The sequence below is a fragment of the Microcoleus sp. MOSTC5 genome, assembly GCF_036701825.1.
In the GTDB taxonomy this organism is placed as follows: Bacteria; Cyanobacteriota; Cyanobacteriia; order Cyanobacteriales; family Microcoleaceae; genus Microcoleus; species Microcoleus asticus.
In genome coordinates this window covers 49,572-75,372 of sequence record NZ_JAUBRK010000004.1, presented here as the reverse complement: position 1 = coordinate 75,372, position 25,801 = coordinate 49,572, and the positions used below count along the sequence as shown (strand labels likewise).

Sequence of the window (25,801 nt, the reverse complement as noted above, 5' to 3'; positions counted from 1 at the left end):
GAAAACATCAAGGAGAACAGTCGATCGCCCGGACGATCGAGGCGCGGACGTTGGGAGGGTGCTAATTCCTACTGTGCGCTCGCTCCCGCCTTGCAAGCCCACCGGGCGGCTTGCTGTGAAAGTCGAGCTGTGGTGCGATCGAACAACGTCTCCTTAGCTAAGATTACAGCTAATACCACCCATATTCGATCGTGACTTACGAACCCCTGCACCACAAATATCGCCCTCAGACATTTGCCGAATTAGTCGGTCAAGAGGCGATCGCCCAAACCCTCACCAGCGCCATCCTGCAAGAGCGCATAGCACCAGCATATCTATTCACCGGCCCCAGAGGCACCGGTAAAACCTCCAGTGCCAGAATTTTCGCCAAATCTCTCAACTGTATTTCTACGGTTGCCCCCACCCCGACACCCTGCGGCAAATGCAACGTTTGCCAAGAAATTGCCCGAGGTTCGACGCTAGATGTCATCGAAATTGACGCCGCCAGCAACACGGGAGTAGATAACATTCGGGATTTAATCGAACGAGCTCAATTTTCTCCCGTACAGTGCCGCTATAAAGTATATGTAATAGACGAAGTTCATATGCTCAGTACCCAGGCATTTAATGCTTTATTAAAAACATTAGAAGAACCGCCAGACCGCGTTGTATTTGTCCTCGCAACAACCGACCCACAAAGAGTATTACCCACTATTATTTCTCGTTGCCAAAAGTTCGACTTCCGCCGCATCCCCCTCGAAGCAATGATTGCGCACTTGCACAAAATTGCTCAATTAGAAAATATCAATATTGCCAGTGATGCAGTACAAATGGTCGCTCAAATGGCCCAAGGAGGTCTGCGAGATGCCGAAAGTTTGCTAGACCAACTGAGCTTATTTCCCGGTCAAGTAACAGTCGAAAAAGTTTGGGATCTAGTCGGTGCAGTCCCTGAAAATGATTTAATGGATTTGCTGCAAGCTATTGATACAGATAACGCTACAGCATTAATAGACATGACCCGCCACCTCATGGATCGCGGTCGGGAACCGCTAATCGTGCTGCAAAGTCTCGCGAGCTTTTACCGAGATTTGCTAATAGCCAAAACTGCACCAAAGCGATTAGATTTAGTAGCTTTAACATCTGCAACTTGGGAAAAAATTTGCAATTTTGCCCGCGATTGGAATGTCGAGTTGATTTTGGCAGGTCAGAAACATTTGCAAACCCACGAAGTGCAAATTAAAAATACCACTCAGCCGCGTTTGTGGCTGGAAGTAACGCTGTTGGGATTGCTGCCCTCAGCAATTAGATCTCAGCAGCAACCGGCAGCCGAACCAGCGAAAAATGTTGCTCCATCACAAATTCACCCCCCCCAACCCCCCCTTAGCAAGGGTGAGAACCAGACATCTAATATTGAACAATCTTCAGTTCCCAATTCGCAAAATCCTCCACCTCAGCCGCCGCCTGTGGCTAATCCAAAAGAAATCGCACCTCCTGCACAAATTCCCGCACCTGTACCAACTGCTGAAACGAATCAAACAAATTATTCACCGACTAATTCAGCCGATGAAATCGATTTAAATCGAGTGTGGGAACAGATACTTGACCGCGTGCGACCGCACGGCACTCAATCGCTGCTTCGCCAACACGGACAGCTAGTAATTTTTAGCAATAATACTGCTCATGTTAAGATTAGTTCGCAGCCGTTGCTCAATATGGTTAAAGACAAAGTAGCTAATATAGAAGAAGCTTTTGTGCAAGTTTTTAACCGTCGAGTAACAGTAAAAGTGGGCTTGACAAATCCCGGTGAAAGTAATAGTTCCCGCGCCAATAATTTGCCAAATTATAACGGACGTGTTGGCGAAAATCCCAGGAATTCTCATCCTGCGGATGATGCCGGCCAACAGGTGCAGAACTCGGCGGCTTCTGAGATTACAGATGATTTTTTGGGGAAGGGTGGAGAAGAACAAAAACACCCGATAGCGGCTGAAAATACCGCCGTTAATGTGCCGACAACTTCGGAATCGCGATCGCCCACAAACGCCTCTACAGACTCTCAAAATGACTCTAACGCTCAGGCTGTAGCGGTGCGTGATGACGCGCGAGATGTCGCAAATTCGGCTAGGAAGTTGGCTGATATATTTGACGGGGAAGTAGTCGATTTATCTGATGACTTGGAGATTTGGGAGTCGGAAACTTTTAGATTGGAATCTGAACCGGATTTTTCCGAGTTATCTTCTGAGTTAAATGAGGATGATTTTATAGATTGGTAAATCTATGCTTGCGGCAGCGAAATGTGCAAAATTTCGCCGATCGCACAAAATCCAGCGCGGGTGTAAACTCGGAATTCCTCTTCGTGTCCCGGCATCAGAAACGCCACCGCAACACCGGCCTCGAAAGCTTCTCGCAGCAGCCGGGCCGTCAAGGCCCCTGCTATGCCCCGCCGGCGAAAAGGGACGCGCACGCCGATACCGGCGATTTCTGTCGTCTGATTTGCCGGCACAGTAAACATTCCAGCCCCCGCAGGTTCGCCCGTTGCTTCTACGCGGGCGAGTACCGCGATGCTGCCTGCTGCCAGACTTTTCCGAAGAGTGTCAACGTCTTCAGGGCTTGGTGCAGCCTCTGTGAAAGCCTCGTGTTGCGCCGCCGCTGTACCGAGGATCTCGGCCTCGGAAACTGGCAAAATTAGTTCGATGCCTGGGGGGACGGGAAGCAATTTCTCGGAACCCGGAGTGCAAGTCATCAGCGGCAAGCGTCCTTCAACGGTGAAACCGGCGGAGATCAGCGTTTCTTCGACAGCAGGCGCTAGTTTCGCGACATACTCCAAACGCGGCTGTCGCCCGCGCTGAGAGTACGCAGCGATTAGGGCGTTGACATCGGCGAGCGAGGGTGCGGCGCCGTCGTCGGGAATTGCATAGTTCAGATAAGGGTTGGCGCTGTGGCGGCTGAAGGTAGCGAGGAACGGCCCGATCCGCTCGGTGTCGCGCTGCTGGCTCGCGGCAAAGCGCAGGTATGATTGAATGCGAGATTCCATAAGTGGCTGTGCTGAAAACCTTGCTTTTAAGCTGACTCTGGCTTGGGCAGCGAAGACGGAAGTACCAACAGCTCGGCGGTCGATCGCTTCTCGACCATTTCCTTAGTAATCGTACACCGGGCAACATCCTTGCGCGACGGCAACTCGTACATCACATCCAACATCAATTCTTCGACAATTCCCCGCAGCGCCCGCGCTCCAGTTTTGCGGCGGTATGCTTCCTGGGCGATCGCCCGAATCGCATCCGGCTTAAAGTCCAACTGCACGTTATCCATCTTCAGCAGCTTTTGATACTGCTTAACCAAAGCATTGCGCGGCTCAGTCAAAATCGCCATCAGCGTTTCCTCATCCAACGGTTCCAACACCGCCGCCACCGGTACCCGCCCAATAAACTCAGGAATCATCCCAAACTTCACCAAATCATCCGGTTCCAGTTGCTTGAGAACGTCAGCGGCCCGCTTTTCCTTCGGCTGAGCTTCTCCGGGCTGAATAAAACCCATTGACTTTTTGCCCGTTCTCTGCTCTATTACTTTCTCAAGACCGACAAAAGCGCCGCCGCAAATAAACATGATATTGCTGGTATCAATTTGGATGCAGTCTTGATAGGGATGCTTGCGGCCGCCTTGGGGAGGTACATTGGCGATCGTCCCCTCCAGCATTTTCAGCAGCGCCTGCTGCACGCCTTCACCCGACACATCCCGCGTAATCGAAGGATTTTCGCTCTTGCGGGCAATTTTGTCAATTTCATCAATATAAATAATTCCGCGCTGCGCCTCTTCCACGTCCATATCTGCCACTTGCAGCAGCCGCAGCAAAATATTTTCCACATCTTCGCCGACATAGCCCGCTTCCGTCAGCGTCGTCGCGTCAGCCACCGCAAACGGCACGTCTAGCATATCCGCCAAAGTCTGAGCCAGCAGAGTTTTTCCGCAGCCCGTCGGCCCGATTAACAAAATATTCGATTTTTGCAGTTCTACTTCTTCCGGCGGGTGTTTGCCACTATTTTTTGCATGGATAAAGCTCAGGCGCTTGTAGTGGTTGTAAACTGCCACCGAGAGCACCTTTTTCGCCTCATCTTGCCCGATCGCATTTTCGTCGAGGTAATTTTTAATTTCCCTCGGCTTCGGAATTTGGCTCAGCGACATACTTTTGCCCGAGGTAGCGCGGCGCTTTTGCGTCGTTTCCTGCTTCGGAGCCACCGCCGCTGCCGGCACTGCACTCGAGTCAAACAACTCCTCATCTAAAATTTCATTGCACAAGTCCACGCATTCGTCGCAGATATACACCCCGGGCCCTGCGATCAACTTGCGTACTTGCTCTTGAGACTTGCCACAAAACGAACATTTTAGATGGGAGTCGTACTTAGACATAACAGCCTCTTAATTCAGTGCAGTGACATTCTCTCCCGCCGCCGGAAGGTTTTCCTTTTCGATAACTCGATCGACCAAACCGTAATTTTTGGCTTCCTCGGCTGACATAAAGAAGTCGCGCTCAGTATCCGCCTCTAATTTCTCGATCGGTTGACCTGTGTGGTGCGCTAACAGTTGATTCAGCTTACGCTTATGATAAAGGATTTCTTTGGCTTGAATCTCAATATCAACTGCTTGACCTTGAGCGCCTCCAAGCGGCTGGTGAATCATAATCCGGGAACTCGGAAGAGACATCCGCTTGCCGGCTGCTCCTGCTGTCAGCAGAAATGCGCCCATACTCGCTGCCAAACCGTAACAAATCGTCACCACATCCGGGCGGATTTGCTGCATTGTGTCATAAATTGCCATGCCGGCCGTCACCGAGCCGCCGGGGGAATTTATGTACATTTGGACATCTTTTTCTGGGTCTTCGGCATCCAGATACAATAGCTGAGCCACTATCGAGTCAGCAACTTCGTCGGTTACGGGAGTTCCTAAAAACACAATTCGCTCCCGCAGCAAGCGCGAGTAAATGTCAAAAGCCCGCTCGCCCATCCCCGACTGTTCTAGTACCATCGGCACTACATTGCTGGGGCTGGTACTGACATCAAAATCGTTATAGCTTGTAATTAGGTAATTGGAAGATTGAGATACAACCATAAGACACCAGTCAAGGATTCTAGACAATTTGCTGCTGATGAAAGCTTTAAATTAAGCCGCCAGCTTTTAACTATTATGCCTCTTCTGAACGGATATCGGGGAAATGCGGAGTTTTGAGTACGTGAGATTGCTTTGTGCGCTTTGCACAACGCTGGCGGCGTGAATGAGTTAAAACACTTACTTGTAAATCGTTGCTGCTTCTAATAGACACCCGCAGCTTCCAGTAAGCTGCGGGTGCGCGGTTAAAACCACGGTTGATTCCATGCCCCCAATTAGGACATTTGAACACATTAAGTTCTATTCTTCGCCTACAACTTCCACTTCGACGCTTGTGGCTGCTTCTTCTTCTTCTGAAACTTCAGCGTCTGATTCTTCTGATTCTTCTGCTGCGGGATTCAAAGAGCCTTCAGGGACGAGTTCGATTGTCCCTTTTTCTTCCAACCATTTCAGGGTTTTTTGTTTGAGCAAGTCTTCCCTTACAAATTCCTGCAACCTTTGGGGATCAAAATCTCCTTTGGGAAACTGCTTTCTGACTTTTGCTACTTCTGCTGCTACTTCTGCGTCTTCCACAGATAAGGATTCCAGCTTGGCTACTTCTGCCAGAGCTAGAGTCTGCTTGAGCCGATCGACTGCTTCCGGACGCGAGCGTTCCCGCATCGGGCCCATATTTTCTTCCGTAAACAGTTGGTTGATATCTATGCCGTAATTTTTCAATTGGACGGCTTGTTGATTCAACAAATAATCGATTTCGCGATCGAGCATTGTTTCGGGAATTTCCACTTCTATTAGCTGCACGAGTGCTGCTGATATAGCTTTTTCCTTATTAGCTGATGTCTTGTTTTCTTGCTCTGCTTTAAACCGAGTTTCGAGGGATGCGCGGAGTTCTGCTAAAGTTTCAAACTCGCTGACTTCTTGGGCGAAGTCGTCGTCCAACTCCGGCAATTCTTTTTCCTTAAGTTCTTTGAGGGTAATCGTAAAGATTGCTGGTTTTCCCGCTAATTCTTCACTGCTGTACTCATCGGGGAACTCCACGGAAACTTCTCTGGTTTCTCCCGGATTCATCCCGATCATGCCTTGGATAAAGCCCGGTACAAACTGATTTTCCGACAATTCTACTTGAAAATCTTCTGCTTGACCGCCGGGAATTTCTGCGGGAGTTTCGCCTTCGGGTGCTTCCGCAAATCTACCGGAGAAATCTACCAAAGCCGTGTCTCCCAACTGAGCCGGCCGGCCTTCTACGGGGATTAAAGCAGCTTTGTCCGATCGATATTTTGCCAGTACCTCATCTACCTGAGCCTCATCATACTTAGCTTCTTCTGCTTGAAGCTGCAAACCTGTGTACTGACCCAATTTCACTTCTGGTTCTACGTCAACCTTAGCCGAAAAAATCAGAGGCTGTTCTGGATCGAACTTAGCTAATAATTCTTCAAACTCGGTGCGCAGTTCAAAACTGCCAATTGCCGGAATTTTTTCTTGTTCGAGGGCTTTTTGCAGCGACTCATTAATCAAATTTTCCAAAGCAGTCGCCTTCAAGCGAGTCTGACCCAGGCGCTGTAGCAAAACTTGACGGGGAACTTTGCCTTTGCGGAACCCAGGAATATTGACCTCGCGAGCAAATTGTTTAATTACTTGTTCGTAAGCTTGTTTTGACTTTTCTGACGGTACTTCGATTTCCAGACCAATTTGGCTAGCTGGAAGTTTTTCCTGGGTTACTTTCATCGGCTTTTTTGATATTTAACAATAGTGTAATAAAATACATACAAATCTGACTTTGCCTGCATTTTAAGTTTGTACGCTTTGACTTGTAGCGGCACAACTACAAACACCTCTACCGGATGAGACTGTAAGTCGTAACCGGCTACTTTTTTGGCTTTTGCCAAATAGTTTTAGTGTGAGGATACTAGCTTTTGCTGCTAGGAAAGTGGAGGTTAAGTCCACTAATCGCCGATGAACCATAGCACATATCGCCCTTAGATGTCAATGTTTTGGGCAGCCCGTCAAAGTCAACGGATGCGCCTGCTGGCAGAACGATGCGGATTGGCGCGGGGCGATCCTCTTTGAGGGATTCGCTAACGGCAAAAGATGCTAAACTGGCATTGGGTTACAATCGCACTGATCGATCGGGAAGTTCGATCGGCCGTTTCGGTTAACTGCACCATTGCCATCCTCTCATGCTCCTGATGTCGCATAACATTAATTAAGTTTGATATTGAGAATTGCAGTTATTTAAATTTTTGATTTCGATCGTTTAGAGTATAATTTTTGGAGGAAAGTAATTTGTCTCAATCCTATCGAGTTGCCATTTTAGGAGCCACCGGCGCAGTCGGGGCCGAGTTGCTAGAACTCTTGCACAGCCGGAGTTTTCCGATTTCTAACTTGAAGCTGCTGGCTTCGGAACGTTCAGCAGGCACTACATTGCCTTTTGGCGGCGAGATGCTGCCGGTCGAAGCAGTTTCGGCGCGATCGTTTGATAATGTAGATCTGGTGCTCGCCTCCGCCGGCGGCTCTACTTCTAAATTATGGGCTCCGCAAGCGGTGGCAGCCGGAGCAGTGGTCATTGACAATTCTAGCGCTTTCCGCATGGATGCGACCGTACCGCTAGTGGTTCCCGAAGTCAATCCCCAAGCGGCGGCAACTCACCGAGGTATAATTGCTAATCCCAACTGCACGACGATTTTGATGGCAGTTGCCGTTTGGCCGCTTCACAAAGTTAAGCCGGTACAGCGCATAGTGGTAGCGACTTACCAGTCTGCCAGCGGGGCTGGGGCGAGGGCAATGGAGGAAATGAAAGCTCAAGCAAGAGCAATTTTGCAGGGGGAAATGCCCAAAACAGATATATTTCCCTACCCCTTAGCATTTAACTTGTTTCCGCACAACACCCCGATTAACGATTTGGGGTATTGTGAAGAAGAAATGAAAATGGTAAACGAAACTCGGAAGATCTTTGGTACGGACGAGATTAAAATTACGGCAACTTGCGTGCGGGTTCCCGTACTCCGCGCTCATTCGGAAGCGATTAATCTAGAGTTTGCAGAGCCTTTTAGCGCGATCGAGGCCAAGGAAATCTTAAAGCAGGCAAGCGGGGTTAAGGTGGTAGAAGACTGGCAAGCTAATTATTTCCCGATGCCTGTAGAGGCCAGCGGTAAGGATGAGGTGTTAGTCGGCAGGATTCGCCAAGATATTTCTCACCCCTGCGGGTTGGAGATGTGGCTGTCTGGCGATCAAATCCGCAAAGGGGCAGCTTTAAATGCGGTCCAGATAGCTGAGTTGCTGGCCCAAAAAGATTTGTTGCGCACCCCAGTGGCTGCGGCTTCTAATTAGGGGGAACCCTCGCAACTTGAAAATTGAAATGGGGGATTTTAGATAAACCTTTCATCTGAAATCAAAAATTTAAAATCAAAAATCAACAGTCTAAAATCGGAGAAAGTGTGGTAAAGTTTGGACGGGTTCTGACTGCAATGATTACGCCGTTTAAGGAAGACGGCAGCGTTAACTATGCGGTAGCAGAACAATTGGCAGTTCATTTAGCCGATCGCGGTACGGATAGCTTGGTAGTGTGCGGAACTACGGGCGAGTCTCCCACTATGACCTGGGATGAAGAGTACGAATTATTTCAGGTGGTACAAAAGGCGGTGGCCGGTAAGGCGTTGGTAATCGCAGGAGCGGGATCGAATTCTACTTCAGAAGCAGTCGCAGCTACCCAAAAAGCAGCTAACCTCGGGTTAGACGGCTGTTTGCAGGTGGTTCCTTATTACAACAAGCCGCCGCAAGAAGGTTTGTACAATCATTTTCGGGCGATCGCGCAATCTGCTCCAGAATTCCCTATAATGTTATATAACATCCCCGGTCGCACCGGTCAGAATATGTTGCCGGAGACGGTTGCTAGATTGGCAGAAATCCCCAATATTGTGGCCGTAAAAGAAGCAAGTGGCAACTTGGATCAAGCAAGTCAAATTCGGTGCTTGACATCCCCTGAATTTGCCATCTATTCTGGAGATGATTCCCTAACTTTGCCGATGTTGGCGGTAGGAGGATCTGGTGTAGTTAGCGTAGCCAGCCATCTGGTAGGAGAGCAACTGCAACAGATGATCGAAGCTTTCGAGAGCGGTCAAGTTCAAGTCGCTACCCAGATTCACTTGCAACTTTTTGACCTGTTTAAAGCTCTTTTTCTCACCACAAATCCCATTCTCGTCAAGACAGCTCTTAAACTTCAAGGCTGGGATGTAGGTTCCACCCGTCTGCCCCTGTGCGATCCGCCCGTTGAGATGACTCAAAAGTTAAAGGACGTACTGAGCCAGCTAGCCGCAGTATCAGCTATCTAGACAGGCGAGAACGAGTTTTCAGACAACTGAATATTGGTTGCGATAAGTCATTAGTTGTTAGTCATCCGTCCTTAGTAATTAATTGTTAGTAATTAGCTAACAGTCAAAAATTAAAGACAGAGGATTAAAGACTGAAGGCAAAAGACAACTGAATGTAGGGGATAGTAAAACCCCCAGGGAAGTTTTCCATAAATATTTGGAAAAATATTGCCCTACCAACGAACAGCAGACGACAGACGACAGACGACAGACAACAGACAACAGACAAATAACAAAATAACTAACAAAGGATACGCATGATCAAAAATACAACTGCATCTGCTCTAAAAGTGATTCCCCTCGGCGGGCTGCACGAAATCGGTAAAAACACTTGTGTGTTCGAGTACGGCGACGAAATAATTCTTTTAGATGCAGGTTTAGCGTTCCCGACAGATGGAATGCACGGTGTAAATATTGTCCTCCCAGACATGACTTACCTGCGGGAAAACAGCCACAAAATTAAAGGTATGATCGTCACTCACGGTCACGAAGACCACATTGGCGGCATCCCCTATCACCTCAAACAATTTGAAATTCCGGTGATTTACGGGCCGCGTTTGGCGATGGCTTTGCTAGCCGGAAAATTGGAAGAAGCGGGAGTGTCTCACCGCACAGAATTGAGGACAGTTAGACCCCGCGACACGGTAAGAATTGGCAAGCATTTTTTAGTCGAATACATTCGCAACACTCACTCGATGGCCGACAGTTTCACGGTAGCAATTCACACTCCAGTGGGAATTTTGATTCACACCGGAGACTTTAAAATTGACCACACTCCTGTGGACGGCGAACATTTTGACTTGCAGAAACTGGCGGAGTACGGCGAAAAAGGCGTGCTGTGCTTGATCAGCGATTCTACTAACTCGGAAGTTCCCGGTTTTACTGCTTCAGAACGTTCTGTTGCTCCGAATTTAGACAGAATTATCGCTCAAGCAACGGGACGGGTAATGATCACGACTTTTGCTTCGTCGGTACACCGTTTGCAAATTGTTTTAGAATTGGCTAAGAAAAACAATCGGTATGTAGGAGTAGTTGGTCGATCGATGCTTAACGTCATCGCTCACTGCCGCAATCTCGGCTACATCAAATGCGAAGATAGTCTTTTCAAACCTCTGAAAGAAATCCGCAATTTACCCGATGACAAGGTTCTGATTTTAACCACAGGTTCCCAAGGCGAACCGATGGCGGCGATGACTCGCATTGCTAACGGCGAACATCACGAACTGAAAATCAGAAAGGGCGATACAGTCATTTTCTCGGCTAACCCAATTCCGGGAAATACGATCGCAGTGGTAAACACGATCGATAAACTGATGATGCTGGGAGCAAACGTGGTTTACGGCCGCGACAAAGGCATTCACGTTTCGGGTCACGGCTGTCAGGAAGACCAAAAGTTAATGATTAACATGACTCGTCCCAAGTTCTTCTTGCCAGTGCACGGGGAACACCGGATGCTGATCCAGCACTCCAAAACGGCTCAAAGCATGGGCATTCCCGCTAGCAATATGGTGATTATTGATAACGGCGATGTCGTAGAATTAACGGAAAATTCCATGCGAGTGGGCGGTAAAGTGCCTTCAGGAATTGAATTGGTAGATTCTTCTCGATCGGGCGTTGTCAAAGCGAACGTCCTCAAGGAACGCCAGCAATTGGCCGGAGATGGCGTTGTAACTGTAGCGGCGGCTTTGAATTGGGATGGCAAATTAGTTGCTAAGCCGGAAGTACACTTGAAAGGTGTAGTGACATCAGCCGATCGCGAAGTTGTGATCAAATTAATCACTCAAACCATTGAAACAGTTTTGAGCGATCGTTGGTCGGAATTTGTCCTACCTGCTACTGCTGACTCACAAGTTAATGTTGACTGGGTAGGAGTTCAAACGCAAATAGAAAAGGCTATTCAGCGAGTGATGCGCCGGGAACTTCAAAGCAATCCCTTGCTGGTATTCCTGATGCAAATTCCTGAAGAAGCGTCCTTTGTGCGATCGGAAAAGGCAGAAGTATCTCCGGGTTCCCTGGAAGCACCTAAGCTATTATCATCGCCATCATCGCCATCATCGCCATCATCCCCATCCTTGCCATCTCCTGCCAATCAGGTGACGGGCCGGCGCCGTCCCCGGACTGCTGCAAGGGCAGCTTCCTAGTGCGATAATTCCCTAACGCACTGCGCAAAGAAATAAGTTTTAGATTTGTAGTTGCGCTTGGGCGCCCAAGCGCAACTACAAACCTAGATTTGGTTTTATAAGTAAGTAGCTGCACCTAAAAAACGTCAGCATAGACGACGTAAGTCCTGAGATTTATCTCGGTAAGACCTTCAAACTTGTCAAGATTGAAGAACTCCGACTCGATGTATTTCAGGAAGCAGTCTTATAGAAAGCCCCCAATCGCTACAATTTTTTGGAAAGCCCGCAGAAAAAAGCCGGTGGCTTTTTGGGTTTTTGGGATTACTTTTACTGCTTTGTTTGGGCAGGGTTTACTCTTGGAGAATCTTTCACAAACCGTTTCAGCGGAATTAAAACGTTATGAGAGCTACTTACCAAATCCCGGATTTGGTATAATTCCCTCGGTTAGCGAGGGAGTTGTTTTTTAACCGTAAATAAACGCAAGTGAACGCAGATAGTTATTTAAATCTATCTGCGTTCACTTGCGTTTATTTTAAAACTAATCAGCCACCAGCAACTGCTGGAACAATGCTAACTTCATCGCCATCTTGGAGGGCTGTTTTTGAGCCATCCAAAAAGCGGATGTCTTCGCTGTTGACGTAGAAGTTGAGAAATCTGCGGGGTTCTCCCTTTTCGTCGCACAGGCTTTTTTTGATGCCGGGACAATTGGTTTCCAGCGATTCAATCAGTTCGGAAATGTTGTCGCCGCCGCATTCGATGGTGGCTTGATTGTTGGTGAATTTTTGCAGGGGAGTGGGAATTAAAACTTTGACAGTCATTTTTTTAGTCCTTAGCCAGTAGTCATGAGTTATTAGTTATTAGTCCTCAGTCATTAGTCCTCAGCGATCGGTCAGTTGTCATCAGTCAAAAGCTTAACAACTAATGACTGATGACTGCCGACTACTGACTAATAGCTGTTAAACCGAAACTTGTTGCCATTCTAAGCGTTCGAGCGTGCGGGCGCGTTCTAGGGCACGCTCGAACGCTTCTATTTTTGGTTCGAGGGTGATGGGTTCGCCGATGTAACCTTGAACGGCTTCTTGGGTTTTTAAGCCGTTGCCGGTAATGTAGGCGACGGTAGTTTCGTCGGGGTCGATTTTACCTGCTTCTACGAGTTTCTTCAAGACTGCGATTGTAGTGCCGCCTGCGGTTTCGGTGAAGATGCCTTCGGTTTCTGCTAGGAGTTTCATGCCTTCGATGATTTCGGTGTCGCTGACGGATTCGATGTTGCCGCCTGTTTTGCGGGCGATGTCGAGGGCGTACATACCGTCGGCTGGATTGCCGATCGCGATCGACTTAGCAATTGTATTCGGTTTCACCGGTTTGACGAAATCGCGGCCTTCGCGGAAGGCTTGGGCGATGGGGGAACAGCCGTCAGCTTGGGCACCGCTGAATCTGACTTTCTTTTCATCCACTAAACCGACTTCGGTGAATTCTTGAAAGCCTTTGTAAATTTTTGTGAACAAAGAGCCGGAGGCCAGGGGAGCGACGATGTGATCGGGCAATTGCCAGCCTAGCTGTTCGGCAACTTCGTAGCCCAGGGTTTTCGAGCCTTCTGAATAGTAGGGACGCAAGTTGATATTGACAAATCCCCAGCCATGTGTATTAGCGACTTCGCAACAGAGGCGGTTAACTTGGTCGTAGTTGCCGTGAACTGCCATGACAGTGGGATTGTAAATCAGAGTGCCTAGGACTTTGCCTGCTTCTAAGTCGGAGGGGATGAAGACTACGCAGTCGAGTCCGGCGTGGGCGGCGATCGCAGCGGTGGAGTTAGCTAAATTGCCGGTGCTGGCACAGGATACCGTTGTGAAACCCAATTCTCTCGCTCTGCTGAGGGCGACTGACACCACTCTGTCTTTAAAGCTGAGAGTGGGCATATTGACGGCATCGTTTTTAATATAAAGATTTTTTAGACCGAGGCGGCGGGCTAAGCGGTGGGATTTTAATAAAGGAGTCATGCCGGTGCCGACATCGATAACGTTATCTGTAGCGACTGGTAAAAATGCGCGGTAGCGCCAGATCGAGTTGGGGCCGGCTTGGATGGTTTGGCGAGTGACGGTGCGGCGGATGGCGTCGTAGTCGTACTTGACTTCAAGCGGGCCAAAACAGCAATCGCAGACGTGCTTTGCTTGGAGTTCGTACTCTTCGCCGCATTCTTTACATTTGAGGGCTGTGAAGGTTGCTGCTGTGGATTGGGTTCTGGTCGCCTGGGTCATAGCTCAACTCTCTAGTTTTGCGATGTTTTCTTATTCTTGTGCAAGATTAGCACGGTCAATTTACCCCGTCAACCATACCCGATTTTTTTAGTCGGGATTGATTTTTCAGTTAAACAGCGGTGTATTTAACTTTGATATTTGGGCGGGCGGGACGCCCACCGCACAAGGATTTGACTTGTTTTCAGTATCGGGCTGGGAATCCAGATTGTCAGGTCCGCACGCGATCCTGAGCGAGCTCAAGGATGATTGACATACGGAATTGTTACAAAACTTAATAAATATTTTTTGGGCTAACAATTAGGCAGTCGTGCGATCGAACACAACTACAAAACCTCGAATTTTTGATTGACCAACTTAGCCTACCCGCCGCTGACGGGAGGGATGAGGACAACTTCGTCGCCGTCTTGGAGGATGGTGTCGGGGGAGACGAATTCCAGGTTGAGGCCGAAGCGGGTGCGATCGCGCCATTGTTCTAATTGAGGATATTGGGCGATCGAGCTTTCGAGCACTTGAGACACAGGGGTTTCGGGAGGAAGTTCTAATGTAAGTTCTGAAACGCCGTAGGCTTCACCGAAGGCGGCGAACAGTTTAACGGTGATGGTAATTGAAGAGTCAGACACGGTAGTTTAGTGCGATCGACGGTTTGGCAATTATCAACTACACCATACAATTAATTAGGAATTAGGCGCGCCGAGGCTTAGAATTGAAAGCGGCAACCTCTAGTTAAGTTTTACCCCATCGGGTAAAGATGATAGTTGATTGCAGCAAAAAGTCTTAACAAGATTGTATGCCGATTGCTCTCACAACCAGGCGTTAGAAGCAGTTGGCATCCACTTAGATGCAGCTAGCTAAGGTCTAGTTGGCTGCTGTTGAGGCTAATGCGAGAATAATTTTTGAGGATGCGGTATAGATACTTTACGGTAATTGTGGGAGAGTACAAAAAGCTCGCACTACATTTAGCAGGCAACAACGCAGACCAGGCCCTGCCAACCCCCTTCTCCTGAATAAAAATCAGGTTATCTAGTGCGGATTGGAATTGCCAAACCTTTGCCCTGCTTAGCAAGCTAGCCGTTATATCTAAGAAGAATACTGAAGTTAACGCGATAGAAATATATGGCAAGTAACGATTTTAAAGTGCTTCAAATTATTGAAGCTAAAGGCTGGTATGCCTTTGGGAGTACGAAGCAAAGCCAGCACGTTGAAAGATGGGTAAGACCTGTCGTGTGTTGGGTTTTAATAGAAGATAAAAAAAAGCGGCGGATTGTGACAGCTACCGCTAGCTATCAGATCCAGATTGACGACAAAGAAGTCGAGTTTTTTGCCCACGAAAGCGAAATTCAAGATCTGGAGAGTCTCCCGAAGTCTGTCTCGGTATCGGAATTTCTGAAAACAGAAGATTGAGAGAAGGACAGAAAGAGATCATTTAAGAAGTTATTAATTATTCCTTAGTGATTCCTTAAACTTGGTGTCGGATGCTATTTCAATTAGAGGCAGAAGCTCTAGATTGGGGAGAGGGGCAGATGCGGACATGGGGAGAATTTATAGTTTTGCCTTGCCTTCTGCATCTTGTACCCAATGCCTGAAGTAGCCCAAAAAATAAAGAGGCCGGAAGATTGCAGGCAATGCCAACACGCTTCCGACCTTGCTGAATAACAGGGTATGCATATGTTTTTAAAGTATGGCAGGGAGGCTTTTGAGATATCAAGAGGACTATTGCAATCACCCACTTTTGCTTTCAGGCTGTGTTTGCAAGGCTCCTACTATTTTAGAGTTAAAATTTGAAAATTGAGAGGGTGCGAGGGTTACAGGTTAAGGATTCTAGCTATTTATCTGTAGCCGGTGCTACAAAAAATCGTGGCATTGGCGGACGATCGCACATTCTCCCTAAAATGTTTGCACTCAAAGCTGAAAGTTCGATCGCCCGCTGCAACTGCTGCGACTTTAAACCCCACTAGCAACCGCTTCAGGCTTCTGCTGTGGCATCCGCCGCCCCAGCAGGGCCATCCGCACGCCGCCGGCAGGCCCTAAAGTCACCCCTCGGCGTTTGGCCTGTACGGGCTTTTTCTCGGCCAATACTAGGTCGAAATCCCGCAAAATGGTTGCCAGCACGAGTTTCATCTCCAACTGCGCCAGCGCCAAGCCGATACAGCGGCGGCTGCCGCCTCCAAAAGGCAAATACTCGTAAGGCGAGAATTGCCTCTCCAAAAACCGTTCCGGTTTAAATTGCAGCGGTTCTGGATACAAATCCTCCCGTCTGTGGGTCAAATAAATCGAGCCGATGACAACCGTCCCCGGTTCGAGTCGATGTCCCATCAGTTCCACGGGCCTGAGAACTTCTCGCGAAAACGTCAGCATTGCCACGGGGTAAATTCGCAGGGTCTCCTGACAAACTGCACTCAGGTAAGGTAAGCGGAAAATCTCCATCGGGTCGGGATTTTCCCCCAAACTGTCCAATTCTTGCAGTAACTTCTGGCGCACCGAGGGCAAACTGTGAATCCAGTAAAATGCCCAAGCTAGGGCCGTTGCTGTGGTTTCGTGGCCTGCCACCAGCAGCGTCATCAACTCGTCGCGCAATTCTTCATTGGTCATTGGTTGCCCGTTTTCGTCGCGCGCGGCCATCATTAAGCTGAGAATGTCGGTGCGGTTGGCGTCTGGTTGCTGTCTGCGTTCTTTAATTTCCGCGTCGATCAGTGCGTCAACTTTCCGCTGCCGCTGTTTCATGCGTCCCCAAGGACTCCAAGAGCCCCAATCTTGCTGCATCCAGCCGAAAAACAGCATACTCGATCGCAGGGGAGAGTTGGTCATATCGAGGACTGAGCCAAGTAGGGGCCTGAGCTCTTCCAATCGCGGCCCGTCATCGAGCCCGAAGACAGCTTGCAAGATTACCCGCATGGTGACTTCCTGCATCGCGTTGCGGGCCACAAAAGGTCGATCGACCGACCATTTGCTGGCAACATCTTGAGCAATATCGCAAATTAGTTGGCCGTAATTCCGCATCCGTTCCCCGTGAAAGGGTGGCATCAATAATTGGCGCTCGCGTTTGTGCCTTTCTCCTGAGAGGAGAAACATGGATTGTTCTCCCACGAGCGCTTTGAGAATACTATTCAGGCGGCCTGGAGCGTGAAACGCGTTGCTGTTGAGCATCTCCTGGACAGCTTGGGGGTGGTGGATCATCACCAAGGGTTGCCCGTTGTTCACTTGAGCTGTGAAAATGTCGCCGTATTGTTTGGCACATTTATCCAGGAATGTCAGGGGATCGCCGATCCATTGAATTAGCTGCACCAAGGGTGGAGCTTTGGGGCCGTTAGGTAGTGTCATAGGAATTACCTGGGTTTTGGTCACAGGACTTAGCAGCATCAAAAAATCTCAAAGGGTTTGAAGGTTTATTCAGTCCCTCCCAACCCTTTTTTTAAGGGGAGAAGTGCGTCAGTCCCATCTCCAATAATTTTAATAGCTTATTCTCGAACGGTACTCAAAATATCCTCTCCAAGCTCTGTAAAACGAACTGTTTTGATTTGCCAAGGAGCATAACTGGTTAAAGTTTGGCGCACGCCCCCGAACAAACCTAACATTTGACAACTGGACAGATTTTGCAATTTCTGCCGCGAATTTCCGGAGGCTCGCAGATCCACGGTAGCTATTCCGAGGTCGCGATCGATCTTGAGGCGATAACCAGCCAAACCAAGACTATCGAAAATCTGCTGCTTTAACACTTCATTAACAGCCGATGACATTAACTGGTTGTCTGGGCCTGTAACTGTTTCCGGCTTCAGAGTTTGACACAGATTGTCTACCTTATAAACCTTAATGGTGACAGTATTCTCTGCTCCTACCGAACTGCCTAAAACTGGGGTAACAGAGTTAGAGAGCGAAGGTGCTTGAGTTGAGCGAGCCTCAATTTGATTTCCCGTTAGTTGTAGGTGTAGGAACTGACGGGCGCTTGCTGGGGGTTGGCTCTGGTTTTCGGCCGAGTTAGCTGCATCTGAGCTAGAACAACTGCTAGCGCCGAGCAGAATTAATCCAGTTGCTAAATACCCCAACTGTTTGTAGATACGGTTCATAGTTTTTAATACTTTACTAAACGTCAGTGTATGGAGGGTGAACTTTGGTGGTAGAAAGCACTTAATTCCTGATTACACTCACTTAGAAGTATTTCTGGCAGTACGGAGAAGAAAACAAGTTAAGAGTTCTTGTTAATACCTTTAATTTAGAGTGAGATTACGTAAGAGGGGTAAGACTATTCATTTGTACGGCCCTACCGTCTCCGTATCTCAGCAGATCGAGCTAGCGGCGCCGATCGCAAGTCATATCAAATACCTTGTCAGTGGTGTGATGTACCGTTGCAATTCGAGTCATCCCAATGTCTGAGGTGAAAAGCCTCTTTCCGGTTTGCGGCAGCCTGAGTTTGATTAGTAGGAAAGAGCACAGAATTTAGACTTGCGCGCGCATTTTAAGCTCGCCTTCGGGGCGGTTAGAGGTCAAGCGCAAGTCGCGAACAATATCAGGACTTACGCATCAAGACCAAAGAAACCGGGTTTTTTAACCAAACAGAAGGGCTGCAACGAAGTGTTTTCGTAAAAAAACTTGGTTTCTGGTCAAGTCGCGAATAACATAATTCCCAAGTCAGCGGATCTGTAATGAACAGGCGCGTCAAGGGTGTTATCGCAGCATTTGGGAATTTTTGTGCCGCATCCCATCCAAAAGAGTGAAAACATTATGAAACAGCAATTATTGACAAAAGTTGTGGTGGCAACAGCGATCGCCCTCAGCGGCCTGACGGTTGCTTCTCAACCGAGTTACAGTCGGCTTGCACCGGGGGAAAGTGGATTTTGGTGCAGCACCTCGACCGGTGCGCCGGTGACGGTGTACCAAAACCCTCAAGGTGCCGTAGAGCCTTGGATTGAGTGGACTTCCGATTATTTCTCCGGTTCTGGCTACAATCCGATAACTCGGTGTCAATTAGTGAGTCAACGCCTCGAAACCTATCGCCGCAACCGGGTGCTGAAGTACATTACTGCGGGTCAGATGAACGGTCAAAATGTCATTTGCACGGCAAATCAAATCAACGGTCTGTGTCAAAATTTGATTTATACACTCAGGCCCGGTCAAGACCCGATCGGCTCTTTGTATAACTTGTTGGCTTGGCGCCAAGGACTGGTCGGGATGCCCTCTGTGGCTGAAAGTAGTAAAATTCCTTACATTGATGTCAGGGAAAAGCTAGGGGAAAACACTGCCGATGGGGCGGAACTGCCCCCTTTTTTCCCGCCGTCCGGACTGCCTTAAAGATTGGCAATTTTTCAATCCCATTGCCAATTCCGGCAGTGGATGTGGAAAACTTGGCGCGTCAAACAGCGGTACGCATCCAGACGGGGAAATCTTTTGGTTCGGGGACGATCGTCCGGCGGCAGGGGCAAACCTATACGGTGCTTACTAATTGGCACGTTGTGGCGATCGCCCGGGGCGATCGGACAATTGTCACCGGCGACGGCCTCCTCCACCAACCGCTGGGAGTTCCGAGGCGGCTGGGCGATACCGATCTGGCGATCGTTGAGTTTAGCAGCGCGATCGAGTATAAAGTAGCACCGATTAGCGCCGAGCCGGCTGCGGTGGGAGAGCCGCTGCTGGCGGCCGGATTCCCTATCGGTGCTGAGGTGTTGGCTGTAGCGGGGGGGGTCGTAGAACTGCTGCTGCCCAAATCTTTGCCTCAAGGTTATAGCTTGGGTTATACAAATGAGGTTAAAATCGGTATGAGTGGTGGCCCAATTTTTAATGCCAAAGGTTTCTTGGTTGGGATTAACGGTCGAGGTAAGTATCGAGATCCAGATTTTGGAGTCTATGCTTTTGAAGATGGAAGTGAACCGACAACGGAATTATTGGAAAAAATGGTTAAATCCAGTTGGGGAATTCCTATCAGTATATATTTGCAGTTCGTCTCGTCTCATCTAGGGAGTTAGCGATGAATTCGTGGGGTTTGCGGTTTGACGCACTGACAATCATTTTGACCGGTGCAGTAACAGTGGCTGCGGTTGTCAGCCAACAATATGCTGCTTGTGCCAAAACACCCGAAGAAATTGCCCAGCTAGCGATGTTGACAACTGTGGAAGTCAACAACACGCTGGGTTTTTTTGCTAGTGGATCGGGAGTAATTATTGCCAAACAGGGTAATATTTACACTGTTCTGACAGCTAATCATGTGGTGGCAAGCCTCGCTCAAAAATACAGCATTCGTACTCATTTGGAGAAGGATTATGCTGCGATTAGAATACAGCGACTCCCGAAAAATGACCGGGATATAGACTTGGCTTTGATACAGTTTCAGAGCCGAGAACAGTATCCAGTAGCACCAATGGGCGAGTCAGAACGTGCTGTTGTCGGTTCTGCTATTTACGTTTCTGGCTATCCGCTGCCAATTTCGGGATTTGAACGAAAACTTGAGTTTACTGCTGGTATCATCTCTTCTCGCTTGGGCAGCGCCTCATCGGGGTACCGTCTGCGCTACCAAGCTGTAACCAGGCGCGGGATGAGCGGCGGGCCTGTGTTTGATGCTGATGGCAGGGTGGTAGGAATTCACGGTCAGGGAGATACTGTTGGCACAATTAGGAGTCAGTGGAACGGTCAGATTGAGGAGATAAAAACGGGGTTGAACGCGGCAATCCCAATCGATGCTTTTATGGCGTTGCTATCACAAAATAAGCGTAATGGCTTTGATATTCTCAGCAATCTTTCTCTCAGCAGCGCGTCGGGTCAAAACCAACCGAATCAGGTTTATGGAGGATTTGTGTGCGATACCTCAACGGGCGAGCCGGTGACTGTGTATCAAAATCCGCAAGGGTTCAGAGAGCCTTGGATTCGCTGGAATTCTAATTTCTTTTCTAGTTCGGGCTACGATCCTCTAACTCGCTGCCAACAAGTGACTCAGCGCCTTGAGAATTATAACCGAAATAAACAGCTAAATTATGTGACTGTGGGTATTGTAAATAACCAGAAAGCGATTTGCACGACTAGCCGCGTTAATGGGCCTTGCGAAGGTTTGATCTACACGCTGCGCCGCGATCAAGATCCGACTCCTGCACTTAGCAGTTTTTTTGTTTGGCTGGGGAATCAAAAGGCTGTGCCTTCTCTTTCTGAAAGCGGTACTGTGCTGTATATCGATGTCAGGGAACGGCTGGAACAATTTTAGATTTGCGATTTGAGGTTTTAGAGGGATTAGTAATGGCTAAACACAGAACCCCGACTTTTTTAATAATTCGGGGTTCTCAAACAACTACTTATTAGCTGAAAAATAGAGATATTTTACTTATTTATCACTGACATAATAGAACTAATGATTTTTTGGAACACGGAAGCTATAAAATTACTCTTACATTAATCCAATTCAAATTTTTCCGGTATCAAGCATGACAGCAACTACTCCGCAGGCAACGTCAACAACGCCCGCTTTTTGCGAAGGCATTCAATATTTTTCTGAAACAGTCCCTGGTTTTGAGACTTATGGAAAAGCACCTGCGATCGCCGAGGGGAACAAGTCGATCGCCGATCCTACCGATCCCGTCGCCGTCTTTCAAACGATGCTGGGAGCAGACGCCCTGCGCTACCTGACGCTGCAAGTTACCGCCAGCAAGGCATCGGGACATCCGGGGGGTTTTGCTAGCCAAGCTGAGGCTTATGCCGCTTTGGTGATGCTCGGACACAAGAACATTGTCACCGAAGTCGGCCATCACGCCCCCGGCTTTTACAGTGCCATGTTTCTCGATCGATCTTTGGAGGATATGGGAATTGTTAACGTGCAGCAAGTGCGCGATAAATTCCGAGAAAAAGACGGTTTGTTAGGACATCTTTCCGGTTTCATTCCCGGTCTTTTAGCACCGGCCGGTCCCCTCGGACAAGGGCAGCATTTCGCAATGGCTGGAGCACTTTTGCACCGCGAAAAACTGTTTGCTTTCACAATGGGCGACGGCGGCATGGGCGAACCCTATCCGATGAGCAGCATGGCGCATTTCCACACTGCTTATCCCAGCGTTACTAACTTTTTGCCTGTCTTGGTTTGGAACGGATATTCTCAGGAACATCACAGCATGGTTTCGACTAAAACTAATGCTGAAATGATTGCTTATTGGCAAGGCAACGGTTTTGAAGAAGTTATCTTAGTTGATGCTAAGGAATTTGACGATAAAAATCAACCGGAAGATTATGTTGACAGCACTGCTTTTTCGCTCGAACAGCGGATGGCATTTACCAAAGCTGTTTTACAAGGAGTTGACAAAGCGGCAAAATCTGCTCTCGGCGGCAAATTAACTGTGTTTATTATCAAACAGTTGAAAGGTGCCGGCGTGCACGCGCGCGGAGCAAAATCTCACAACCTTTATCCGAAAGATACGCTGGATGCTCCGCACATTATCAGTGCTTTAAAAGAGCGCGCTTTGACTGCTGCTGCTTGGGAGTTGGTACGGACAAATTGCGAGCGTGCGGGCGGCGGGCCGGCGGCAAAAACAGTTGTTACTGAGTTTACATTGCCGCTGGCAGATTTAGGCGAATTGCCTTTGGAAGAATTTGCAGTTGGGGGAGAAGCGAAGATTTCGACAACAGCAATGGGGGTTTTGGTGGGGAAAGTTGGCGAGCGCGATCGTACTTTTATTGTCACTAATGCTGACGGCAATGAAGCATCGGCAATTGCCAATATCAACCAAGCTCTCAAGATTATTCACCCGACGACAGATGACCTGTACAATCAATCGCCAAACGGTCAAGTTTACGAACCTTTGAGCGAAGATGCTTGCGCCGGTTTAGCCGTAGGTTTATCGCTATTCGGAGCGCGGAGTTTGTGGTGTTCCTACGAATCTTTTGCCATCAACGGTTTACCAATTTGGCAAACTGTAACCCAAGCAATGGCAGAATTGCGCCGTCCAACTCCGGCAACTGTCACCTTATTTACAGCGGGTGCATTGGAACAAGGCCGCAACGGTTGGACGCACCAGCGGCCGGAAATTGAGGCTTATTTTGCGGCGATGATGCGGAACGGAAATGTGTTTCCTTTGTTTCCACCGGATGCTAACAGCATTCAAGCTTGTTACGAGTGGGCTTTGACTGCTAAAAATAAGGGAGTTGTGATTACTGCGAGCAAGTCGCCGCTGCCAATTCGCACTACTTTTGAACAGACTCGCCAAGCTTTGCAAGACGGTGCAATAGTCTTGCACGAAGTCGATTCCCCGCAAGCTCCCCACAATCAAGGAGGGAGCAAAAAAGTTGTGTTTGCTGTTGTCGGCGACATGACTTTAATGCCAGTGTTTGAAGCGGCGGCATTTTTGGAAACAGAAGGCATTGGAGTGCGGATTGTTTCTGTTGTGAATCCTCGGCGTTTGTATCGTGCTAGCGATGTTGCTTGGGATACTTGTTCGGAAGCTGACGGCGGCTTTTTGAGCGATGAGAAATTTGCCGAAATGTTTGGCGGAGATGCCTTGATTGGCGTGACAGGCGGTGCTTCTGGGATGTTGGAACCTGTGATGCTCCGCAGCAATTGCCAGCGGGATACTTTCGCTTGGAAGCGGGGGGAAACTACTGCTAGCGCTGGTCAATTAATGGCGTTTAACGGGTTGACTGCTGAGGCGTTGACTAAAAGGGCGATCGAGCTAGTTCATTAAGTTAGAATGTGAGTGAATGCCCCTGCCTGGTTTGTGCTGGGTAGGGGCTAGTAATATTCAAGTAGGATGGTGATACCTATGACAGCAAAAATTTTAGAAGAAATAGGTACGCTTGCAGAACAGCGATTGATTCTCCCCGCTTATTATACTTGGGAGCAATTTGAGGCGATCGAATCTTTGATGGCCGATTCTCCGGGTTTACGGATAACTTATCTTGATGGGTGGATCGAGTTTATGACAGTGGGGGAAGAACATGAAACCTTTAAAAAAGCGATCGCTATATTACTGGAAGCATACTTTTTTGAACTTGGAATTGAATTCTTTCCTGTAGGGAGTGCAACTCGCAGAGACCGGGCAAGAGATGTATCATTTGAACCAGACGAGTCTTATTATATAGGTTCAAGAAAAGAGCATCCCGATTTAGCCGTGGAAGTAACGATTACTAGCGGTAGCACAAATAAACTAGCTAAATATCTGCGACTTGGCATTCCAGAAGTCTGGTTTTGGGAAAATAATCGGCTTGCTGTCTATCGGCTGCGCGAGGATGATTACGAGCAAGTTTCAAGAAGTGAGTTTTTGCCGGAGTTGGATTTAGCATTGTTGGTACGCTGCGTTTTAATGCCTTCAAGGATTGAGGCAAGGACGGAGTTTCTTAATGGGGTTCGGCCAGTGGGTTGAATGCTAAGGAGTTGGTAAAAAGTGCGATCGTCTACGAGGGCTTAGCTAAGGACTTGATTGGTTAAGCTAAAATGTGACCGACAACCATTGGCTCTCACAAACAACCTTTGCGCGATCGGCTCTAACGATTTGTTAGACTTGTACGTGTAAAGTTACTAAGCTCATGAATATGAAAATTTATAACTTTGATATTAAATCTGTTAGGAGCAGAATTATTCCTATCTCTATTCTCGGCATCGGCGTGAATCTGCGTCAATCCCTTGTCATCTGCGGTTAATAAATTATCTTTTTTTAACCGCAGATGAGGGCAGATAAATACAGATTCACGCCGATGAATTAGATCGAGTTCGGTTGCACCGTCCGTGATTGTTGACTGTTAACTCGATTTTAGCAGGACGATGCTAGCGGATTTAATATGATGCGATTATACAGCTATACGTGCAGGTTTAACCTCATACTGATGGGAAAATTTATTTTGATTTTTTTTCTATTTTACTGTTACATAAGCTTGCTTTGTTAGCTGGGAATGTAGCAAGAGTGCTAGAGATTTTGCTGCGACGGGACATCAATATTGTGTGAAATATGTGTCTTAATCTTATTGATTTTTTTCCCCGCAAGCCATCAACCAAAAACTCATCATCGATCGATCGCCCGCAGCGACAAACTCATCCCGCGAAACCAGATAGCTTTCTATTTCCGACTCTGAAACCAAGCCCTGTTTGACCAATTGCAAAATGGGGCCGGAGTCAAGCAAAGGTTGAAACGCCTCAATTCCGATGATATCGCTGTGGCTGACAACCGCTTCTAAATCAACGCTAACAAACCCAGCTTCTTTGAGAATGTGGCACAGATTTCGCCCGACGCATAAATTTCCGCCCCGCGATGCCATTACCTGCTTGAATTTCTCCCTGACAATCTCGACAGACCAAGGTGGATTTGTCAGCCAAAACAGATCCGCATCGCTATCGATAATCACCAGTTTTCCGCCCGGTTTCAAGATGCGGAATATTTCTCTAGCTGCTGCGACGGGATCTGGGAGGTGAACGAACAGCAAACGCGCGATCGCAAAATCGAAAGTGTTAGCCGGCAAACCAGTATCTGCAACCGATGCTTGGATGCGATCTACTCGATCGCCCCCTTTGTCCTGCAAATATGCTACTGCTTTTTCGTGTACTACCGGGTCAATTTCTACCGATGTTACCGCACTGTTTGGCAGCAATTCTAACAGTTTTTCTGTGAAAAATCCCGGCCCGCTACCCGCTTCCAAAACATTCATCCCGTTGGCTAAACCGAACCACTTTAAAGTGCGCGCTTCCTTAACCCAACTGAGGAGAACTTGAGCTTTTAACCGCTGAATTTCTCCCTCCAATTCCAGATTGAACGTACTGGCTTGATACGAACCTTCGGCTGCCATAAAATCATCTTTCTTCTTGCTTGGACACCTAGATTATAAGAGAACTGCGCTTTAGCGCAATTCTCGTTGCGGACATCCACAACCCCATTTGGCGGACAGATGCAGGACGGGAGCCAGGTAATTCCTCTATAGTAAGAAGATGACCGAGACGATTTTAGATTTGGGATTTGGGATTTTGAATGAGAATTTCAGCGGTTTAAAGCCCCTAGTTTCAACTAGGTCACAAATCGAAAATCGTAAATCCCAAATCTAAAAT

The 25,801-nt window shown here is 48.1% G+C and carries 23 protein-coding genes; 12 read left to right on the top strand and 11 right to left on the bottom strand.

Features of this window, described 5'->3' with window-relative positions; translation table 11 throughout:
* Positions 1–191 precede the first annotated feature (191 nt).
* Positions 192–2,249 (top strand): DNA polymerase III subunit gamma/tau, encoded by a 2,058-nt coding sequence (locus QUA54_RS02870; protein WP_333413110.1) that lies wholly within the window; start codon positions 192–194, stop codon positions 2,247–2,249.
* 2 nt (positions 2,250–2,251) lie between these two features.
* On the opposite strand, the gene QUA54_RS02865 is transcribed toward QUA54_RS02870, so the two are convergent.
* The 5 genes from QUA54_RS02865 to QUA54_RS02845 all read right to left on the bottom strand — a co-directional run bounded on the left by QUA54_RS02865 (position 2,252) and on the right by QUA54_RS02845 (position 6,959).
* Positions 2,252–3,010 carry a GNAT family N-acetyltransferase gene (locus QUA54_RS02865; protein ID WP_333413108.1) on the bottom strand — a complete coding sequence of 253 codons (759 nt, stop codon included), beginning with the start codon at positions 3,008–3,010 and terminating at the stop codon, positions 2,252–2,254.
* Positions 3,011–3,036: 26 nt separating this feature from the next.
* Positions 3,037–4,380, bottom strand: a complete 1,344-nt coding sequence (gene clpX, locus QUA54_RS02860) for an ATP-dependent protease ATP-binding subunit ClpX (protein ID WP_172188019.1) — start codon at positions 4,378–4,380, stop codon at positions 3,037–3,039.
* A 9-nt stretch (positions 4,381–4,389) separates the two neighbouring features.
* A complete protein-coding gene (gene clpP / locus QUA54_RS02855; RefSeq protein ID WP_172188021.1) occupies positions 4,390–5,079 on the bottom strand; it encodes an ATP-dependent Clp endopeptidase proteolytic subunit ClpP in 690 nt (229 codons plus the stop codon).
* Positions 5,080–5,376: 297 nt separating this feature from the next.
* Positions 5,377–6,798, bottom strand: coding sequence for a trigger factor (gene tig, locus QUA54_RS02850; protein WP_333413105.1), 1,422 nt, complete (start codon positions 6,796–6,798; stop codon positions 5,377–5,379).
* Positions 6,795–6,959: a hypothetical protein gene (locus QUA54_RS02845; protein WP_172188025.1), complete on the bottom strand. Its 165-nt coding sequence runs from the start codon at positions 6,957–6,959 to the stop codon at positions 6,795–6,797. Before QUA54_RS02845 ends, tig begins: the two co-directional genes overlap by 4 nt.
* A 105-nt stretch (positions 6,960–7,064) precedes the next feature.
* Between QUA54_RS02845 and QUA54_RS02840 the strand changes: the two genes are divergently transcribed.
* From QUA54_RS02840 to QUA54_RS02825, 4 genes are all read left to right on the top strand, one after another.
* On the top strand, positions 7,065–7,229 hold the full coding sequence (locus QUA54_RS02840; protein WP_333413103.1) for a hypothetical protein: 165 nt from the start codon (positions 7,065–7,067) through the stop codon (positions 7,227–7,229).
* 127 nt (positions 7,230–7,356) lie between these two features.
* Positions 7,357–8,400 (top strand): aspartate-semialdehyde dehydrogenase, encoded by a 1,044-nt coding sequence (locus QUA54_RS02835; protein ID WP_333413101.1) that lies wholly within the window; start codon positions 7,357–7,359, stop codon positions 8,398–8,400.
* Positions 8,401–8,507: 107 nt separating this feature from the next.
* On the top strand, positions 8,508–9,401 hold the full coding sequence (gene dapA / locus QUA54_RS02830; protein WP_333413099.1) for a 4-hydroxy-tetrahydrodipicolinate synthase: 894 nt from the start codon (positions 8,508–8,510) through the stop codon (positions 9,399–9,401).
* 296 nt (positions 9,402–9,697) lie between these two features.
* Positions 9,698–11,581 (top strand): ribonuclease J, encoded by a 1,884-nt coding sequence (locus QUA54_RS02825; protein ID WP_333413097.1) that lies wholly within the window; start codon positions 9,698–9,700, stop codon positions 11,579–11,581.
* A gap of 521 nt (positions 11,582–12,102) precedes the next feature.
* On the opposite strand, the gene QUA54_RS02820 is transcribed toward QUA54_RS02825, so the two are convergent.
* From QUA54_RS02820 to QUA54_RS02810, 3 genes are all read right to left on the bottom strand, one after another.
* The gene (locus QUA54_RS02820) at positions 12,103–12,378 is read right to left on the bottom strand and encodes a MoaD/ThiS family protein (protein WP_172188035.1); all 276 of its coding nucleotides are present in this window, start codon (positions 12,376–12,378) and stop codon (positions 12,103–12,105) included.
* Positions 12,379–12,516: 138 nt separating this feature from the next.
* Entirely contained in the window at positions 12,517–13,815 is a 1,299-nt protein-coding gene (thrC, locus tag QUA54_RS02815; RefSeq protein WP_172188037.1) for a threonine synthase, read from the bottom strand.
* Positions 13,816–14,174: 359 nt separating this feature from the next.
* Positions 14,175–14,435: a MoaD/ThiS family protein gene (locus tag QUA54_RS02810; RefSeq protein WP_172188039.1), complete on the bottom strand. Its 261-nt coding sequence runs from the start codon at positions 14,433–14,435 to the stop codon at positions 14,175–14,177.
* Between the two features lie 493 nt (positions 14,436–14,928).
* Here QUA54_RS02810 and QUA54_RS02805 point away from each other — a divergent pair, with 493 nt between their 5' ends.
* The gene (locus tag QUA54_RS02805; RefSeq protein ID WP_172188041.1) at positions 14,929–15,216 is read left to right on the top strand and encodes a hypothetical protein; all 288 of its coding nucleotides are present in this window, start codon (positions 14,929–14,931) and stop codon (positions 15,214–15,216) included.
* A 377-nt stretch (positions 15,217–15,593) separates the two neighbouring features.
* The gene (locus QUA54_RS02800) at positions 15,594–15,770 is read left to right on the top strand and encodes a hypothetical protein (RefSeq protein WP_333413095.1); all 177 of its coding nucleotides are present in this window, start codon (positions 15,594–15,596) and stop codon (positions 15,768–15,770) included.
* Here QUA54_RS02800 and QUA54_RS02795 read toward each other — a convergent pair.
* Both QUA54_RS02795 and QUA54_RS02790 read right to left on the bottom strand, forming a co-directional pair.
* A complete protein-coding gene (locus QUA54_RS02795; protein WP_333413093.1) occupies positions 15,757–17,133 on the bottom strand; it encodes a cytochrome P450 in 1,377 nt (458 codons plus the stop codon). The two genes, QUA54_RS02800 and QUA54_RS02795, sit on opposite strands and share 14 nt — an antisense overlap.
* A gap of 137 nt (positions 17,134–17,270) precedes the next feature.
* Complete coding sequence (locus tag QUA54_RS02790; RefSeq protein WP_333413091.1) at positions 17,271–17,876, bottom strand: hypothetical protein; 606 nt, start codon at positions 17,874–17,876, stop codon at positions 17,271–17,273.
* A 655-nt stretch (positions 17,877–18,531) separates the two neighbouring features.
* Here QUA54_RS02790 and QUA54_RS02785 point away from each other — a divergent pair.
* The 5 genes from QUA54_RS02785 to QUA54_RS02765 all read left to right on the top strand — a co-directional run bounded on the left by QUA54_RS02785 (position 18,532) and on the right by QUA54_RS02765 (position 24,131).
* Positions 18,532–19,098 (top strand): COP23 domain-containing protein, encoded by a 567-nt coding sequence (locus tag QUA54_RS02785; RefSeq protein ID WP_333413089.1) that lies wholly within the window; start codon positions 18,532–18,534, stop codon positions 19,096–19,098.
* 23 nt (positions 19,099–19,121) lie between these two features.
* Positions 19,122–19,769 (top strand): serine protease, encoded by a 648-nt coding sequence (locus QUA54_RS02780; RefSeq protein ID WP_333413088.1) that lies wholly within the window; start codon positions 19,122–19,124, stop codon positions 19,767–19,769.
* A 2-nt stretch (positions 19,770–19,771) separates the two neighbouring features.
* Positions 19,772–20,995, top strand: coding sequence for a COP23 domain-containing protein (locus QUA54_RS02775; protein WP_333197240.1), 1,224 nt, complete (start codon positions 19,772–19,774; stop codon positions 20,993–20,995).
* 217 nt (positions 20,996–21,212) lie between these two features.
* Positions 21,213–23,453 carry a phosphoketolase gene (locus QUA54_RS02770; protein WP_333413085.1) on the top strand — a complete coding sequence of 747 codons (2,241 nt, stop codon included), beginning with the start codon at positions 21,213–21,215 and terminating at the stop codon, positions 23,451–23,453.
* A gap of 78 nt (positions 23,454–23,531) precedes the next feature.
* A complete protein-coding gene (locus QUA54_RS02765; protein ID WP_333413084.1) occupies positions 23,532–24,131 on the top strand; it encodes a Uma2 family endonuclease in 600 nt (199 codons plus the stop codon).
* Between the two features lie 595 nt (positions 24,132–24,726).
* Here QUA54_RS02765 and QUA54_RS02760 read toward each other — a convergent pair.
* Positions 24,727–25,545 carry a methyltransferase domain-containing protein gene (locus QUA54_RS02760; RefSeq protein WP_333413082.1) on the bottom strand — a complete coding sequence of 273 codons (819 nt, stop codon included), beginning with the start codon at positions 25,543–25,545 and terminating at the stop codon, positions 24,727–24,729.
* Between the last annotated feature and the right edge of the window lie 256 nt (positions 25,546–25,801).

Coding starts and splice junctions, on each gene's coding strand:
- QUA54_RS02760 (WP_333413082.1), bottom strand. CDS start 25,545: ATGGCAGCCGAAGGTTCGTATCAAGCCAGTACGTTCAATCTGGAATTG.
- QUA54_RS02805 (WP_172188041.1), top strand. CDS start 14,929: ATGGCAAGTAACGATTTTAAAGTGCTTCAAATTATTGAAGCTAAAGGC.
- QUA54_RS02785 (WP_333413089.1), top strand. CDS start 18,532: ATGAAACAGCAATTATTGACAAAAGTTGTGGTGGCAACAGCGATCGCC.
- QUA54_RS02820 (WP_172188035.1), bottom strand. CDS start 12,378: ATGACTGTCAAAGTTTTAATTCCCACTCCCCTGCAAAAATTCACCAAC.
- QUA54_RS02795 (WP_333413093.1), bottom strand. CDS start 17,133: ATGACACTACCTAACGGCCCCAAAGCTCCACCCTTGGTGCAGCTAATT.
- QUA54_RS02775 (WP_333197240.1), top strand. CDS start 19,772: ATGAATTCGTGGGGTTTGCGGTTTGACGCACTGACAATCATTTTGACC.
- thrC (WP_172188037.1), bottom strand. CDS start 13,815: ATGACCCAGGCGACCAGAACCCAATCCACAGCAGCAACCTTCACAGCC.
- clpX (WP_172188019.1), bottom strand. CDS start 4,380: ATGTCTAAGTACGACTCCCATCTAAAATGTTCGTTTTGTGGCAAGTCT.
- clpP (WP_172188021.1), bottom strand. CDS start 5,079: ATGGTTGTATCTCAATCTTCCAATTACCTAATTACAAGCTATAACGAT.
- QUA54_RS02790 (WP_333413091.1), bottom strand. CDS start 17,876: ATGAACCGTATCTACAAACAGTTGGGGTATTTAGCAACTGGATTAATT.
- QUA54_RS02865 (WP_333413108.1), bottom strand. CDS start 3,010: ATGGAATCTCGCATTCAATCATACCTGCGCTTTGCCGCGAGCCAGCAG.
- QUA54_RS02825 (WP_333413097.1), top strand. CDS start 9,698: ATGATCAAAAATACAACTGCATCTGCTCTAAAAGTGATTCCCCTCGGC.
- QUA54_RS02765 (WP_333413084.1), top strand. CDS start 23,532: ATGACAGCAAAAATTTTAGAAGAAATAGGTACGCTTGCAGAACAGCGA.
- QUA54_RS02770 (WP_333413085.1), top strand. CDS start 21,213: ATGACAGCAACTACTCCGCAGGCAACGTCAACAACGCCCGCTTTTTGC.
- tig (WP_333413105.1), bottom strand. CDS start 6,798: ATGAAAGTAACCCAGGAAAAACTTCCAGCTAGCCAAATTGGTCTGGAA.